This is a genomic window from Caulobacter sp. ErkDOM-E (assembly GCF_048541895.1).
Classification (GTDB): domain Bacteria; phylum Pseudomonadota; class Alphaproteobacteria; order Caulobacterales; family Caulobacteraceae; genus Caulobacter.
On sequence record NZ_CP183331.1, the window covers coordinates 2442398 to 2455865 of the forward strand.

Below are 13468 nucleotides of genomic sequence, written 5' to 3' on the forward strand. Positions count from 1 at the left end.
GATCCGTCCTCAACGGAATGCGTAAAGGGCGAAGCCAAGCAGGCCGGCGACGCCGAGCAGCATGACAAACGCATAGTGATAGACGTAACCGGTCTGGAGCTTGCCGGTCCGGCGGCCGACTTCGTAGCTTACGGCGCTGACGCCATCAGGCCCGAAGCCGTCGATGATCTTCTGATCTCCGCCCTTCCAGAACAGGTCGCCGAGGAACTTGGCCGCGCGCACGAAGGTGGCTTGGTACAGTTCGTCGAAGAACCACTTGTTGTAGAAGAACACGTAGAGCGGGCCGTTTCGAGCCGCGAGCTTGGCGCCCAGACGCTCGTTGCCCTTGATCAGATAGATATAGGCCGCAACCAGCAGACCGAGGATCGAGGCGATCAACGGGCTCCACTTCACCCACTGGGCCACGTCATGCGCGTCGTGCAGAACGTGGTTGGTCGGTGCGTTGTAGATTGCGCCGCGCCAGAACTCTTCCTGGTGGTGACCCACGAAGTAGTCGACGAACACGAAGCCGGCGAACACCGCGCCGAGCGACAGTACGACCAGCGGGAACAGCATGATCAGTGGGCTCTCGTGCGGCTTGTGATCATGGCCGTGACCATGGTCGTCATGCGCGCGGGCGTCCGCAACGGGTTCGTCGTGCGTCTCATGCGCGGCGTGGCCGTCATGGGCATGGGCAGCGTGCGCGTCATGAGCGTGATGATCGTCATGACCCCAGCGGGCTTTGCCGTTGAAAGTGAAAAACGCCACGCGCCAAGAGTAGAATGACGTCAGGCCGGCGACCAGCAGGCCGATCACCCAGGCGAACATCGCAAAGGCGTTCTCACCACCCGCAGCGAAGGCCGCCTCAATGATGGTGTCCTTCGAGTAGAAGCCGGCGAAGCCCAGGTGCAGCGGCGGGAAGCCGAGACCCGTGATGGCGATGGTGCCGATGGTCATGGCGATGAAGGTCACCGGCAGCAGTTTGGCCAGAGCGCCATACTTCCGCATGTCCTGTTCGTGATGCATGCCGTGGATCACCGAACCGGCGCCCAGGAACAGCAGCGCCTTGAAGAAGGCGTGAGTGAACAGGTGGAACATCGCCGCCTGATAGGCGCCGATACCGGCCGCAAAGAACATGTAGCCCAGTTGCGAACAGGTCGAATAGGCGATGACCCGCTTGATGTCGTTCTGGGTCAGGCCGACCGTGGCCGCGAACAGGGCCGTGACCGCGCCGATCACCGTGACGATGTTCTTGGCGACGGGCGCGTATTCAAACATCGGTGACAGCAGGCACAGCATGTAGACGCCGGCGGTGACCATGGTGGCCGCGTGGATCAGGGCCGAGACCGGGGTCGGGCCTTCCATGGCATCCGGAAGCCAGGTGTGCAGGAAGAACTGCGCCGACTTGCCCATCGCGCCGATGAACAGCAGGAAGCAGGCGATATCCATCAGCGGCCAGCTGTGGCCGACGAACTCCCAGGTGCGACCGGCATTGGCGGCGATCTGAGGGAAGAGTTCGGCGAACTGGATCGTACCGAACGCCCAGTAGGTGGTCATGATGCCAAGGGCGAAGCCGAAATCGCCGACACGGTTGACCACGAACGCCTTGATCGCCGCAGCGCTGGCCGTGGGCTTCTTGAACCAGAAGCCGATCAGCAGATACGAGGCCAGGCCCACGCCTTCCCAGCCAAAGAACAACTGCATGAAGTCGGCGGCGGTGACCAGCGACAGCATGGCGAAGGTGAACAGCGACAGGTACGCGAAGAAGCGCGGCTTGCTGTCATCCTCGGCCATGTAGCCCCAGGAGTAGATGTGCACGAGGGCCGAGACCGTCGTCACCACGATCAGCATCACCGCCGACAGGGCGTCGATGCGGATCGACCAGTTGGAGATGAAGTCGCCGACGTGGATGAATGGCAGCAGGGTGACCGTGAAGGCCTCCATGTGCCCCCAGGTCCATTGGCTGAACACGTACCAGGACAGACCGCAGGCCAGCAGCAGAGCACCAGTGGTGATCGCTTGCGAGGCCACGTCGCCGATGCGACGGCCAAACAGGCCCGCCACGATCGCTGCGACCAGCGGGGCGAAGAGGATAATTGTGACTAGCGTCTGCATGATGTCGCTTAGCCCTTCATCATGCTGGCGTCGTCGACCGCGATGTCGCCGCGGTTTCGGAAGAAGGTGACGAGAATGGCCAGGCCGACGGCCGCCTCGGCGGCGGCGACGGTCAGCACGAACATCGCGAAGATCTGACCGACCACGTCGTGCAGATAGACCGAGAACGAGACCAGATTGATGTTCACAGCCAGCAGGATCAGCTCAATCGACATCAGGATGACGATGATGTTCTTGCGGTTCACGAAGATGCCGAACACGCCGATCGTGAACAGGATCGCGGCGACGACGAGATAGTGCAGCAGGCCGATCATTCGGAGATCCCCTCACCCGGCTTGATCTGAACCAGTTCCATGCCAGTCTTGGGCGAACGGGCCACCTGCTTGCTGATATCCTGGCGCTTGACGCCCGGCTTGTGGCGCAAGGTCAGGACGATGGCGCCGATCATGGCCACCAGAAGCACCAGGCCCGCCAACTGGAAGAAGAAGGCGTAGTCTGTGTAGAGCACGCGCCCAATCGCCTCGGTGTTGCTCACGCCTTCCGGCGAGGCCATGGTCTCGGCGTTTTTGCCAGCGGCGCCGTTCGTGGCCACCGTTGCGGCGACGAAGATCATCTCCAGCGTCAGCACGCCCGCCACAAGCCCGCCGATCGGCAGGTACTGGGCAAAGCCCTTGCGCAGTTCCTCAAAGTCAACGTCGAGCATCATGACGACGAACAGGAACAGCACCGCGACCGCGCCGACATAGACGACGATCAGCAGCATCGCGAGGAACTCCGCGCCCAGCAGGACGAAGAGGCCGGCGGCCGAGAAAAAGGCGGTGATCAGGAAGAGCACCGAGTGCACGGGATTTCGCGCCGAGACGACGAGAAGACCCGCCGCCAGCGTTGTGAAAGCCAGCAAATAGAAAGCGATCGCCTGCAAGGCCATTGGCCCAGGTGCTCCCCTGAAAACTACATCCATGACGACAACGCCAAATGGCGCGCCGCCCCCTTAGGATTCGCCGCCCGTCTTTAGCGGTAGGGCGCGTCCAACTCCAGATTCTTCGCGATCAGGCGTTCCCAGCGGTCGCCGTTATCGAGAAGACGTTCTTTGTCGTAATAGAGCTCTTCGCGCGTCTCGGTCGCGTATTCGGTGTTCGGACCTTCCACGATGGCGTCCACCGGGCAGGCCTCCTGGCACAGGCCGCAGTAGATGCACTTGACCATGTCGATGTCGTAGCGGGTCGTGCGGCGGCTGCCGTCTTCGCGCGGTTCGGCCTCGATCGTGATCGCCTGGGCGGGGCAAATGGCCTCACACAGCTTGCACGCGATGCAGCGCTCCTCGCCCGACGGATAGCGACGCAGGGCGTGCTCGCCCCGGAAGCGCGGCGACTGCGGGTTGCGCTCGTTCGGATAGATGACGGTCTTCTTCGGCGCGACCATGTACTTCATGGCCAGGCCAAAGGCGTTGGCGAAGTCCAGAAGGGCCGCGCCCTTAATCGCCTGGGAAATGCGTTGCATCATGGCCGTCAATCACCCTTCGGAATGACGCAGGTGTAGTTTGAAAGCTGGGCGGGATCTCCCCCGTCCTGCTTGGCTTGCAGCACTCCGCCATCGGCCTTGCACTTGTCGCCGGCCCGGCGGAGTTCGTCATAGTTCACAACGCCGCGTCCCAGCGAATAGGACCTGTCCGACGCCATCGTGGCCGAACAGGCCGCGAGCGAGGCGAAGGTCAGGCCCATCAGGGCTATGGCGGCTTGGCGGTTCATCAGGCGCCGGGTCCAAACACACGCCAGGCGGCGACCAGAACGACCAGCACCAGCGAGGTCGGCAGGAACACCTTCCAGCCCAGGCGCATCAGTTGGTCGTAGCGGTAGCGGGGCACGATGGCCTTGGCCATGGCGATCATGAAGAACCAGAAGCAGATCTTGGCGAAGAACACCAAGGCCAGGAAGAAGTTACCCCACCAGCCCCAGCTCACCAGGAAATCGGTCGGGAAACCGGGGTTCCAGCCGCCAAAGAACAGGACGCTGATCATCGCGCACATCAGGACGATGTTGGAATATTCGGCGACCATGAACAGCAGGTACGGGGTCGAGCTGTATTCGACCTGATAGCCGGCCACGAGTTCGGATTCGGCTTCCGGAAGGTCGAAAGGCGGGCGGTTGGTCTCGGCCAGGGCCGAGATGTAGAACATGCCCATCGCCATCACCATGACCGGCAGCAGAACGATGTTCTTGAGGCCGCCGCCAAAGACGTTCCAGTTCCAGAACCAGCCGGACTGCGCCTCGACAATGGTCGACAGGTTCATCGAGCCGGCCAGCAGGATCACCGTGATGATGATCAGGCCGATCGAGACTTCGTACGAAACCATCTGCGCCGCCGAGCGCAGCGCGCCCAGGAACGGGTACTTCGAGTTCGAAGCCCAGCCGCCCATGATGATGCCGTAAACGCCCAGCGAGCTCATCGCCAGCAGGTACAGGATGCCGACGTTCAGGTTGGAGACCACCCAGCCCGGCGCGAACGGGATGGCCGCCCAGCCGACGAAGGCCAGAACCAGGCTCAGCAGCGGCGCCAGGATGAAGACCACCTTGTCGGCGCCGGCCGGAATGATGATTTCCTTCAGCACAAACTTGAAGAAGTCGGCGAAGGATTGCAGCAGGCCAAACGGTCCCACCACGTTGGGGCCCTTGCGCATCTGAACGCCGGCCCAGATCTTGCGGTCGGCCAGCAGCAGAAACGCCAGGCTCAGCAGCACCCAGATCACGACCAGCAGGATCCCGCCGGTCGTCAGCAGGGTCCAGGTCACCGCCGGATTGGAGAAGAAAGCGCTCATCGGCCTACTCCGCCGCGATCTTGGCGGCGCCGGAGACGACGGCCGCGCATTCGGCCATGGTCACGCTGGCGCGCGCGATGGGATTGGTCAGGTGGAAGGCCTTGATGGCGTTCTCGAACGGCGTGTCGGCCAGTTCCCCTGGACCGCCAACGGCTGCCAGGTCGAACACGGCCGGGATCGAGCCCGGCGCGAAATCGATCTGGCCGAAGGTCGGGTGGTCTGCGAACAGCTTGGCGCGCAGTTGGTCCAGACTGTCATAGGGCAGCTTGTGGCCGAGAATCTCGGACAGGGCCCGCAGGATCGACCAGTCTTCCTTGGCCTCCCCCTTCGGGAACACCGCCCGTTCGCCCATCTGGACGCGGCCTTCGGTGTTCACATAGAGGCCGTTCTTTTCGGTATAGGCCGCGCCCGGCAGGATGACATCGGCCTTGTGCGCGCCATTGTCGCCGTGGGTGCCCAGATAGATCTTGAAGGCGTCCGACGCGGCGGTCTCGCATTCGTCGGCGCCCAGCAGGAACAGCACATCAAGCGCGCCCGGCTTCAGCATCTCGCCGGCGGCCAGACCGCCCTCGCCCGGCACGAAGCCCAGGTCAAGACCGGCGACGCGGGCTGCGGCGGTGTGCAGGACGTTCCAGCCGTTCCAGCCGGCCTTCACGACGTTGAACGCCTTGGCCACGCCGGCGGCCGCCTTCAGCACGGCGGTGCCGTCAGCGCGGGTCAGAGCGCCCTGGCCGATGATGATGGCGGGACGCTCGGCGTTCTTCAGGGCTGCAGCGAAGTCGGACTTGCTCTTGGCCAGGCCCGACAGGGTCTTGGAGCCGGCGCCGAGATAGTCGTACTCGTAGGTCAGGTCGCCCTGCTCGCCGATCACGCCGATGCGGAGCTTGCCGGCGATCCACTGCTTGCGCAGGCGGGTGTTGAGCACCGGCGCCTCGACGCGCGGGTTCGTGCCGACCAGCAAGATGACGTCGGCGTTCTCGATCCCGGCGATCGTGGTGTTGAACAGCCAGCTCTCGCGCGGACCAGCGCCCAGCGCCACGCCGTCCTGGCGGGTGTCGAGGTTCTTCACGCCCAGAGCGGCGAAGAGGTCTTTGGTCGCCTTCAGGCTTTCAGCGTCCTGCAAATCGCCGGCGATGACGCCGATGCGGTCAGCGGAGGTTGCCTTGATCTTCTCGGCCACGGCCGCGAAGGCCTGGCCCCAGGTCGCCGGCTGCAGACGGCCGCCGACGCGAACGTAGGGACGGTCCAGACGTTGACGCTGCAGGCCATCGACGGCGTAGCGCGTCTTGTCGGAGATCCACTCCTCGTTGACGTCCTCGTTGACGCGCGGCAGCACGCGGAGCACCGCAGCGGCGCGGCTGTCGACGCGGATCGCCGAGCCCAGCGCGTCCATGACGTCGATGCTCTCGGTCTTCTTCAGTTCCCAGGGCCGCGCCTCAAAGGCGTAGGGCTTGGAGGTCAGGGCACCGACCGGGCAGAGATCGATCACATTGGCCGACAGTTCCGACGTCACCGCCGCGCCCAGATAGGTCGTGATTTCAACGTCTTCGCCGCGCGAGATCAGGCCGATCTCCGGCGAACCGGCGACTTCGGTGATGAAGCGGACGCAGCGCGTGCACTGGATGCAGCGCGTCATCACGGTCTTGATGAGCGGGCCCATGGCCTTTTCCTCAACCGCGCGCTTGTTCTCTTCATAGCGGCTGTCGTCGCGACCATAGCCCATAGCCTGGTCCTGCAGATCGCACTCGCCGCCCTGGTCGCAGATCGGGCAATCCAGCGGGTGGTTGATGAGCAGGAACTCCATCACCCCTTCGCGGGCCTTCTTGACCATCGGGGTCTTGGTGAAGATCTCCTGGCCCTCGGCGGCCGGCAGGGCGCACGACGCCTGCGGCTTCGGCGGACCGGGCTTCACCTCGACCAGGCACATCCGGCAGTTGCCGGCGATGCTGAGACGCTCGTGATAGCAGAAGCGCGGGATCTCTTCCCCGGCCAGTTCCGCGACCTGCAGAACCGTCATGCCGGGCTCGAACTCGACCTCGACGCCGTTGACCTTGGCGATAGCCATGCTTGTTACTCCGCCGCGATCAGCTTGGCGCCCTGCACGTGCAGGCGACCGCTACGATAGGATGCGATCCGATCCTCCACCTCATGGCGGAAATGCCGGAACAAGCCCTGGATCGGCCATGCGGCCGCGTCGCCTAGGGCGCAGATGGTGTGACCCTCGACCTGGGTCGTGACGTCCAGCAGGGTGTCGATCTCTTTGGGATCGGCCTCGCCGGTAACCATGCGTTCCATGACCCGCCACATCCAGCCGGTGCCTTCACGGCACGGCGTGCACTGGCCGCAGCTCTCGTGCTTGTAGAAGTACGACAGGCGGGCGATGGCGCGGACCAGATCGGTGTCCTTGTCCATGACGATGACGGCCGCGGTGCCGAGACCCGAGCGCAGGGCGCGCAGGGCGTCGAAGTCCATGGGCAGATCTTCGCACTGCTCGGCGGGGATCATCGGCACGGACGAGCCGCCCGGGATCACGGCCTTCAGATTGCCCCACCCGCCCCGGATGCCGCCGCAGTGATCCTCGATCAGCTGGCGGAACGGGATGCTCATGGCCTCTTCGACGTTGCAGGGCGTGTTCACATGCCCGCTGACGCAGAAGAGCTTGGTGCCGGTGTTGTTGGGACGGCCAAAGCCCGCAAACCAGGCCGCGCCGCGACGCAGGATCGTGCCGGCGACAGCGATGCTCTCGACGTTGTTGACCGTGGTGGGCATGCCGTAGAGGCCCGCGCCGGCCGGGAACGGCGGCTTCAGGCGCGGTTGGCCCTTCTTGCCTTCCAGGCTCTCCAGCAGGGCCGTCTCTTCGCCGCAGATATAGGCGCCGGCGCCGTGGTGGACGTAGATGTCGAAGTCCCAGCCGTGGATATTGTTCTTGCCGACTAGCTTAGCCTCGTAGGCCTGCTTGATGGCGGCTTCCAGCACTTCGCGCTCACGGACATATTCGCCGCGAATATAGATGTAGCAGGCGTGGGCGAGCATGGCGCGCGAGGCGATCAGGCAGCCTTCGATCAGGAGGTGCGGGTCATGCCGCATGATCTCCCGGTCCTTGCAGGTGCCCGGCTCGGATTCGTCGGCGTTGACGACCAGATAGTGCGGACGACCGTCCTTCACTTCCTTGGGCATGAACGACCACTTCAGGCCGGTGCCAAAGCCCGCGCCGCCCCGGCCGCGCAGGCCGGAGTTCTTCATGTTGTCGATGATCCAGTCGCGCCCGGCGTCCAGGATGTCCTTGGTGCCATTCCAGCAGCCGCGCTTCTTCGCGCCTTCCAGGCCCCAATCATGGAGCCCGTAAAGGTTCGTGAAAATGCGGTCCTTGTCTTCGAGGATACCGACCATGACTCAGCTTTGCGGATCGAATGGATGGGCGCGCACATACCGCGTCCGACGAAGGATGACATAGGCGAAAAGCAGCCAACCGGCGGCAATCGTCACAAGACCCAGAACAACGGCCCATTCTGGCGCGCCAGCGATGACCCGGCCCCAGATCAGAAGCAGGGCGCCGAGCAGGCAAGCCACGAAGCCGATGCCGCGTTCGCGGCGTCCGAGGCCGCGAATCGTCTCGAGATAGGCCGCCTTGCGGGTATTGAAGTCGCTGTCGTCGATCATGACGAAGCCCCCTCTTCCCGCTTCACGGCGCGCATCCAGCCCAGAACGAACCAGATCTGCGCGCCCAGCCCCGCAGCGACCAGAACCAGGAAGGCCGGCAAAAGCCAACCGATACCCATGGCCACATGACCGACGATCGCCGCGCCGGCCAGCACGAAGCAGACCGCATCGATGGCGAGCATCGCGGTCAGTCGCTTCTTCTGGAGGACGGCGTCGGTGTTCATCAGGCAGTCGGCTCCGCCTTGGGAGCCTTCTTGGGCTTTTCGGGCAGGTTCGGGATCTTGATCTTCTTGGCCAGCGAGCCGTCGAAGAGCTTGGGATCGGTCAGGGTCTTGATCGAATCCTTGGGCTCCGACGCCTTGCGGCCGTCGTAGCTGCCCGGCTGCGGCGACTTGCCGGCGGCGAAGTCATCGAGAATCTGGGCCAGGCTCTCCGGCGTCAGGTCCTCGTAATAGTAGTCATTGATGGCGGCCATCGGCGCGTTGCAGCATGCGCCCAGGCACTCGACCTCTTCCCAGCTGAACTTGCCGTCTGCCGAGACGTGGTTGGCGTCGCCAATCTTGTCCTTCAGCACCTTGCGCAGGTCCAGCGCGCCGCGCAGTTGGCAGGGCGTCGTGCCACACAGCTGGACGAAGGCGACCTTGCCGACCGGCTGCAGCTGGAACATCACGTAGAAGGTCGCGACTTCCAGCACCCGGATGACCGGCATTTCAAGCTGCCTGGCGATCTCCTGGATCGCGGGCTCAGGAATCCAGCCTTCCTGCTTCTGGGCCAGCCAGAGCATCGGGATCACCGCCGACTGCTTGCGCTCGGCGGGATATTTGGCTTTCCACCAGTCAGCCTTGGCCTGGCTCTCCTTGGAGAACGCAAAGCTCGCGGGCTGTTCCTTGGCGAGACGACGAACGGACATGCGTCAGGCTTTCACGAAATCGACGCGAGCGATCTTGTCGCCAGCGAAGGTGTAGATGGCGGCGACCTCGAAAGGCGTCGCGTCGGGCGAACGGAAGACCCGCTCATGGTCGATGACCTTGTTGCCGATCACCACACGCGACAGCAGTTCGGCGCGGTTTTGCGGAAACTGGGCGAACAGGCCGACATGCCGCTCGCGGAACGCTGAGACGCCATGCAGGTTGGGCTCGGCGTTCAGATCGGCGACCATCATGTCGTCGGCGAAGTGCTGGCACAGCGCATCGACGTCCTGGGCGTTATAGGCGTCCAGCTGGCCTTGAACGGCGGCCTCGATCAACGGTCGATCTCCCCGAACACGATGTCCAGCGAGCCGAGGATGGCCGACACGTCGGCCAGCATGTGGCCGCGGTTCATCCAGTCCATGGCCGCAAGGTGCGGGAAGCCCGGAGCGCGGATCTTGCAGCGATAGGGCTTGTTGGTGCCGTCAGAGACCACGAACACGCCGAACTCGCCCTTGGGCGCCTCGACGCAGGCATAGACCTCACCGGCTGGCGTGCGGAAGCCCTCGGTGTACAGCTTGAAGTGATGGATCAGAGCTTCCATCGAGCGCTTCATCTCGGCGCGACGCGGCGGGCTGACCTTGTTGTCCTCGGTCATCACAGGGCCGGGCGTCTTGCGAAGCATCTCGCAGGCCTGGCGGATGATCTTCGCGGACTCACGCATCTCCTGCATGCGACACAGATAGCGATCGTAGCAGTCGCCGTTCTTGCCCAGCGGGATATCGAACTCGAATTCGTTATAGCACTCGTAGGGCTGGCTGCGGCGCAGATCCCAGGCGATGCCGGAACCCCGCACCATCACGCCGCTGAAACCCCACTCGATCGCCTGCTCGCGCGTCACGACGCCGATATCGACATTGCGCTGCTTGAAGATGCGGTTGCCGGTGATCAGCGTCTCGATGTCGTCGCATATCTTCGGGAACGCCTTTGCCCAGGTGTCGATGTCCTCGACAAGAGCGTCAGGCAGATCCTGGTGGACGCCACCCGGCCGGAAATAGTTGGAGTGCAGGCGAGCGCCGCAGGCACGCTCGTAGAACACCATCAGCTTTTCACGTTCCTCGAAGCCCCAGAGCGGCGGCGTGAGGGCACCAACGTCCATGGCCTGGGTCGTCACGTTCAGAAGGTGACTGAGGACACGGCCGATTTCGGAATAAAGCACCCGAATGATCTGGCCACGCTTGGGAACATCGACACCAAGCAGTTTCTCGATGGCCAGGCAGAAGGCGTGCTCCTGATTCATCGGAGCCACATAATCGAGGCGGTCGAAATACGGGATGTTCTGGAGGTAGGTGCGCGCCTCCATCAGCTTCTCGGTGCCGCGATGCAGCAGGCCGATGTGCGGATCGACGCGTTCGACGACTTCGCCGTCCAGCTCCAGCACCAGGCGCAGCACGCCGTGCGCGGCCGGGTGTTGCGGGCCGAAATTGATGTTGAACTTGCGGACGGGCGTTTCCGGGATCATCGGAACCGCCGGTTCGTCACGGACGAGATCGGTCACCGCTGCGGGGGTATCTTGGCCGGTCATGATTCCTGGCCTTCCTTACGCTGCTCGATGCTGAGTGAAACAAGCAGTCCGGCGATCAGCAGGACGGCGCCCAGCAGTGTGATGATGGTGGTGGCGACATCCCAGGACTGAGAAATCGCGGCTTGCGACAGTGGCAGGGCCAGCAACACGGACGCCGCGCCCAGCAGCGCGCTGCGCAGCTCCGCGATTTCCATGCGCCGTAACCCGGCTCCAATCGCCAAGGTCATGACGGCGATCATGATCGCGATGCCCAAGCCCTTGTTCTGCTCCACCGAAATGATCGGCGCGCGCGTGAACCAGCCCGTCAGCCGCATGCCGATGGTCATCAGGAACGCGGTGGAAAATGTCACCAGAAAGAACGCGGTGGCGGAACGGAACGTCGGCCGGCGCAGACCCATGATCATGCATCCCCTGCTCTCTTCTCGGCCTTCTCGTCGCCGGGCAGGGCATACTTCGCGCCTTCCCAAGGGGAGAGGAAATCGAACGCACGGAACTCGGTAATCTTGACGGGTTCATAGACGACGCGCTTGAGCTCGTCGTCGTAGCGAACCTCGACATAACCCGTCATCGGGAAGTCCTTCCGCAGCGGATGGCCATGGAAGCCGTAGTCGGTCAAAATCCGGCGCAGGTCCGGATGGCCGTCGAAGAAGATGCCGTACATGTCGAACGCTTCACGTTCGAACCAGTTGGCCACTTCGAACACCGGGGTGATGGACGGGACCGGTGTGTCCTCGTCGGTCGAAACCTTCAGACGGATACGATGGTTCTTCACCATCGACAGCAGGTGGTAGACGACGTCGAAGCGTGCAGCGCGCTCCGGATAGTCGACGCCGGCCAGATCGATCAGCTGGTGGAAACGGCAAGCAGCATCGTCACGCAGGAAGATCAGCGTGTCGCAAACCGTCGCAGCGCGAGCCACAATGGTGAGTTCACCGAAGGCCACCGAATGACCGAGTACGCCCGGGCAGCGCGCGACGATGTCCTGGCCGAGAAGTTCGAGAGCTTCGCTCATCGCTCGATGGTCCCCGTGCGACGGATCTTCTTTTGCAGCTGCAGCACGCCATAGACCAGAGCCTCGGCGGTCGGCGGGCAACCCGGGACATAGATGTCCACCGGCACCACCCGGTCGCAGCCGCGAACGACGCTGTAGCTGTAATAGTAGTAGCCGCCGCCATTGGCGCAGCTGCCCATCGAGATCACGTAGCGCGGCTCGGGCATCTGGTCGTAGACCTTGCGCAGAGCCGGAGCCATCTTGTTGGTCAGAGTACCCGCGACGATCATCACGTCGCTTTGACGCGGGCTGGCGCGCGGCGCGAAGCCATAGCGCTCGAGGTCATAACGCGGCATCGAAGCCTGCATCATTTCTACGGCGCAGCAGGCCAGGCCGAACGTCATCCACATCAGTGAGCCAGTCCGGGCCCAGGTGATAAGGTCATCGGCTGCGGCCGTGATAAATCCTTTGTCGGCCAACTGACCCGAGACGCCGTCAAAGAACGGATCGTGCAACTTGGGATCATAGCCCTGCACCGTCGAGCGGCCAGCGGAGCCGGCCGGAATCAGGGGCGAGCTATTGGCGGGAACGATCACTCCCATTCGAGGGCGCCCTTCTTCCATTCGTAAATGAAGCCGACAGTCAGGACACCCAGGAAGGTCATCATCGACCAGAAGGCAAAGACCGCAGCTTCGTGCGGCAATTTCATCAGGCTGACGGCCCAGGGGAACAGGAACGCCACTTCCAGGTCAAAGATGATGAAGAGGATCGACACCAGGTAGAATCGAACGTCGAACTTCATGCGCGCATCGTCGAAGGCGTTGAAGCCACATTCGTAGGCGGACAGCTTTTCCGGGTCCGGCGCCTTGGGCGCGAGCACCGCAGCAGCGGCAAGGAAGGCGACACCGATGACGGTCGCGATCCCTAGAAAAATAACGATCGGCAGATACTGGAGAAGGAAGGCGTTCATGACAGCCCTTGGCTTGAATCGAGCGGGTTGTAGCCCATGCCCGCCGACGCTTCAAACGCCTGCGACACATTGAGAAACGGTCGCAACTGATCCCCATCCACAGCTTCGACGACATGGCCGTTGACACGAGTCCGCGCCCGACATATCAGACGCGCCTCGCCGAAGGGCGGGTCGCACTTTCGCTTCGGCGAAGGCCTAATGCGGATGTAGCTCAGTTGGTTAGAGCGCCGGCCTGTCACGCCGGAGGTCGCGGGTTCAAGTCCCGTCATTCGCGCCACCTTCCAAAGGTGGTTGTGCTTCCCTCTTAAGACGGCGAATACGGACGATTGTCGCGCCTTGGCGCACGACGCGGATGTAGCTCAGTTGGTTAGAGCGCCGGCCTGTCACGCCGGAGGTCGCGGGTTCAAGTCCCGTCATTCGCGCCACCGTCCGGCGCTTTCCTCTA

The 13468-nt window shown here is 63.3% G+C and carries 17 protein-coding genes and 2 tRNA genes; 2 read left to right on the forward strand and 17 right to left on the reverse strand.

Going from position 1 to position 13468, the window contains the following annotated elements:
• Window positions 1-9 precede the first annotated feature (9 nt).
• The 17 genes from nuoL to ACN2C7_RS11990 all read right to left on the reverse strand — a co-directional run bounded on the left by nuoL (window position 10) and on the right by ACN2C7_RS11990 (window position 13023).
• Complete coding sequence (gene nuoL / locus ACN2C7_RS11910; protein ID WP_419317199.1) at window positions 10-2094, reverse strand: NADH-quinone oxidoreductase subunit L; 2085 nt, start codon at window positions 2092-2094, stop codon at window positions 10-12.
• Window positions 2095-2102: 8 nt separating this feature from the next.
• Complete coding sequence (nuoK, locus tag ACN2C7_RS11915; RefSeq protein WP_419255227.1) at window positions 2103-2408, reverse strand: NADH-quinone oxidoreductase subunit NuoK; 306 nt, start codon at window positions 2406-2408, stop codon at window positions 2103-2105.
• A complete protein-coding gene (locus ACN2C7_RS11920; RefSeq protein WP_419317200.1) occupies window positions 2405-3022 on the reverse strand; it encodes an NADH-quinone oxidoreductase subunit J in 618 nt (205 codons plus the stop codon). Before ACN2C7_RS11920 ends, nuoK begins: the two co-directional genes overlap by 4 nt.
• Before the next feature lie 83 nt (window positions 3023-3105).
• Window positions 3106-3597, reverse strand: a complete 492-nt coding sequence (gene nuoI / locus ACN2C7_RS11925) for an NADH-quinone oxidoreductase subunit NuoI (RefSeq protein WP_419317201.1) — start codon at window positions 3595-3597, stop codon at window positions 3106-3108.
• Window positions 3598-3602: 5 nt separating this feature from the next.
• A complete protein-coding gene (locus ACN2C7_RS11930; RefSeq protein ID WP_378109168.1) occupies window positions 3603-3815 on the reverse strand; it encodes a hypothetical protein in 213 nt (70 codons plus the stop codon).
• 26 nt (window positions 3816-3841) lie between these two features.
• Window positions 3842-4909 carry an NADH-quinone oxidoreductase subunit NuoH gene (nuoH, locus tag ACN2C7_RS11935; RefSeq protein ID WP_419317202.1) on the reverse strand — a complete coding sequence of 356 codons (1068 nt, stop codon included), beginning with the start codon at window positions 4907-4909 and terminating at the stop codon, window positions 3842-3844.
• Window positions 4910-4913: 4 nt separating this feature from the next.
• Window positions 4914-6974, reverse strand: a complete 2061-nt coding sequence (gene nuoG, locus ACN2C7_RS11940; RefSeq protein WP_419317203.1) for an NADH-quinone oxidoreductase subunit NuoG — start codon at window positions 6972-6974, stop codon at window positions 4914-4916.
• 5 nt (window positions 6975-6979) lie between these two features.
• A complete protein-coding gene (gene nuoF / locus ACN2C7_RS11945) occupies window positions 6980-8299 on the reverse strand; it encodes an NADH-quinone oxidoreductase subunit NuoF (protein WP_419317204.1) in 1320 nt (439 codons plus the stop codon).
• 3 nt (window positions 8300-8302) lie between these two features.
• A complete protein-coding gene (locus ACN2C7_RS11950; protein ID WP_419317205.1) occupies window positions 8303-8569 on the reverse strand; it encodes a hypothetical protein in 267 nt (88 codons plus the stop codon).
• Window positions 8566-8793 carry a hypothetical protein gene (locus tag ACN2C7_RS11955; protein ID WP_419255219.1) on the reverse strand — a complete coding sequence of 76 codons (228 nt, stop codon included), beginning with the start codon at window positions 8791-8793 and terminating at the stop codon, window positions 8566-8568. Before ACN2C7_RS11955 ends, ACN2C7_RS11950 begins: the two co-directional genes overlap by 4 nt.
• Complete coding sequence (nuoE, locus tag ACN2C7_RS11960) at window positions 8793-9479, reverse strand: NADH-quinone oxidoreductase subunit NuoE (protein ID WP_419317206.1); 687 nt, start codon at window positions 9477-9479, stop codon at window positions 8793-8795. The genes ACN2C7_RS11955 and nuoE overlap by 1 nt, the downstream gene beginning before the upstream one ends.
• Window positions 9480-9482: 3 nt before the next feature.
• Window positions 9483-9815, reverse strand: a complete 333-nt coding sequence (locus ACN2C7_RS11965) for a nuclear transport factor 2 family protein (protein WP_419317207.1) — start codon at window positions 9813-9815, stop codon at window positions 9483-9485.
• Complete coding sequence (locus tag ACN2C7_RS11970) at window positions 9812-11062, reverse strand: NADH-quinone oxidoreductase subunit D (protein WP_419317208.1); 1251 nt, start codon at window positions 11060-11062, stop codon at window positions 9812-9814. Before ACN2C7_RS11970 ends, ACN2C7_RS11965 begins: the two co-directional genes overlap by 4 nt.
• Window positions 11059-11460 carry a hypothetical protein gene (locus ACN2C7_RS11975; protein WP_419321464.1) on the reverse strand — a complete coding sequence of 134 codons (402 nt, stop codon included), beginning with the start codon at window positions 11458-11460 and terminating at the stop codon, window positions 11059-11061. Before ACN2C7_RS11975 ends, ACN2C7_RS11970 begins: the two co-directional genes overlap by 4 nt.
• 2 nt (window positions 11461-11462) lie before the next feature.
• Window positions 11463-12074 (reverse strand): NADH-quinone oxidoreductase subunit C, encoded by a 612-nt coding sequence (locus ACN2C7_RS11980; RefSeq protein WP_419317209.1) that lies wholly within the window; start codon window positions 12072-12074, stop codon window positions 11463-11465.
• A complete protein-coding gene (locus tag ACN2C7_RS11985) occupies window positions 12071-12676 on the reverse strand; it encodes a NuoB/complex I 20 kDa subunit family protein (protein WP_419317210.1) in 606 nt (201 codons plus the stop codon). Before ACN2C7_RS11985 ends, ACN2C7_RS11980 begins: the two co-directional genes overlap by 4 nt.
• On the reverse strand, window positions 12646-13023 hold the full coding sequence (locus tag ACN2C7_RS11990) for an NADH-quinone oxidoreductase subunit A (protein ID WP_419317211.1): 378 nt from the start codon (window positions 13021-13023) through the stop codon (window positions 12646-12648). Before ACN2C7_RS11990 ends, ACN2C7_RS11985 begins: the two co-directional genes overlap by 31 nt.
• 200 nt (window positions 13024-13223) lie before the next feature.
• Between ACN2C7_RS11990 and ACN2C7_RS11995 the strand changes: the two genes are divergently transcribed.
• Together ACN2C7_RS11995 and ACN2C7_RS12000 are read left to right on the forward strand one after the other, a co-directional pair.
• A tRNA-Asp gene (locus ACN2C7_RS11995) sits at window positions 13224-13300 on the forward strand.
• Between the two features lie 71 nt (window positions 13301-13371).
• A tRNA-Asp gene (locus tag ACN2C7_RS12000) sits at window positions 13372-13448 on the forward strand.
• Window positions 13449-13468 lie beyond the last annotated feature (20 nt).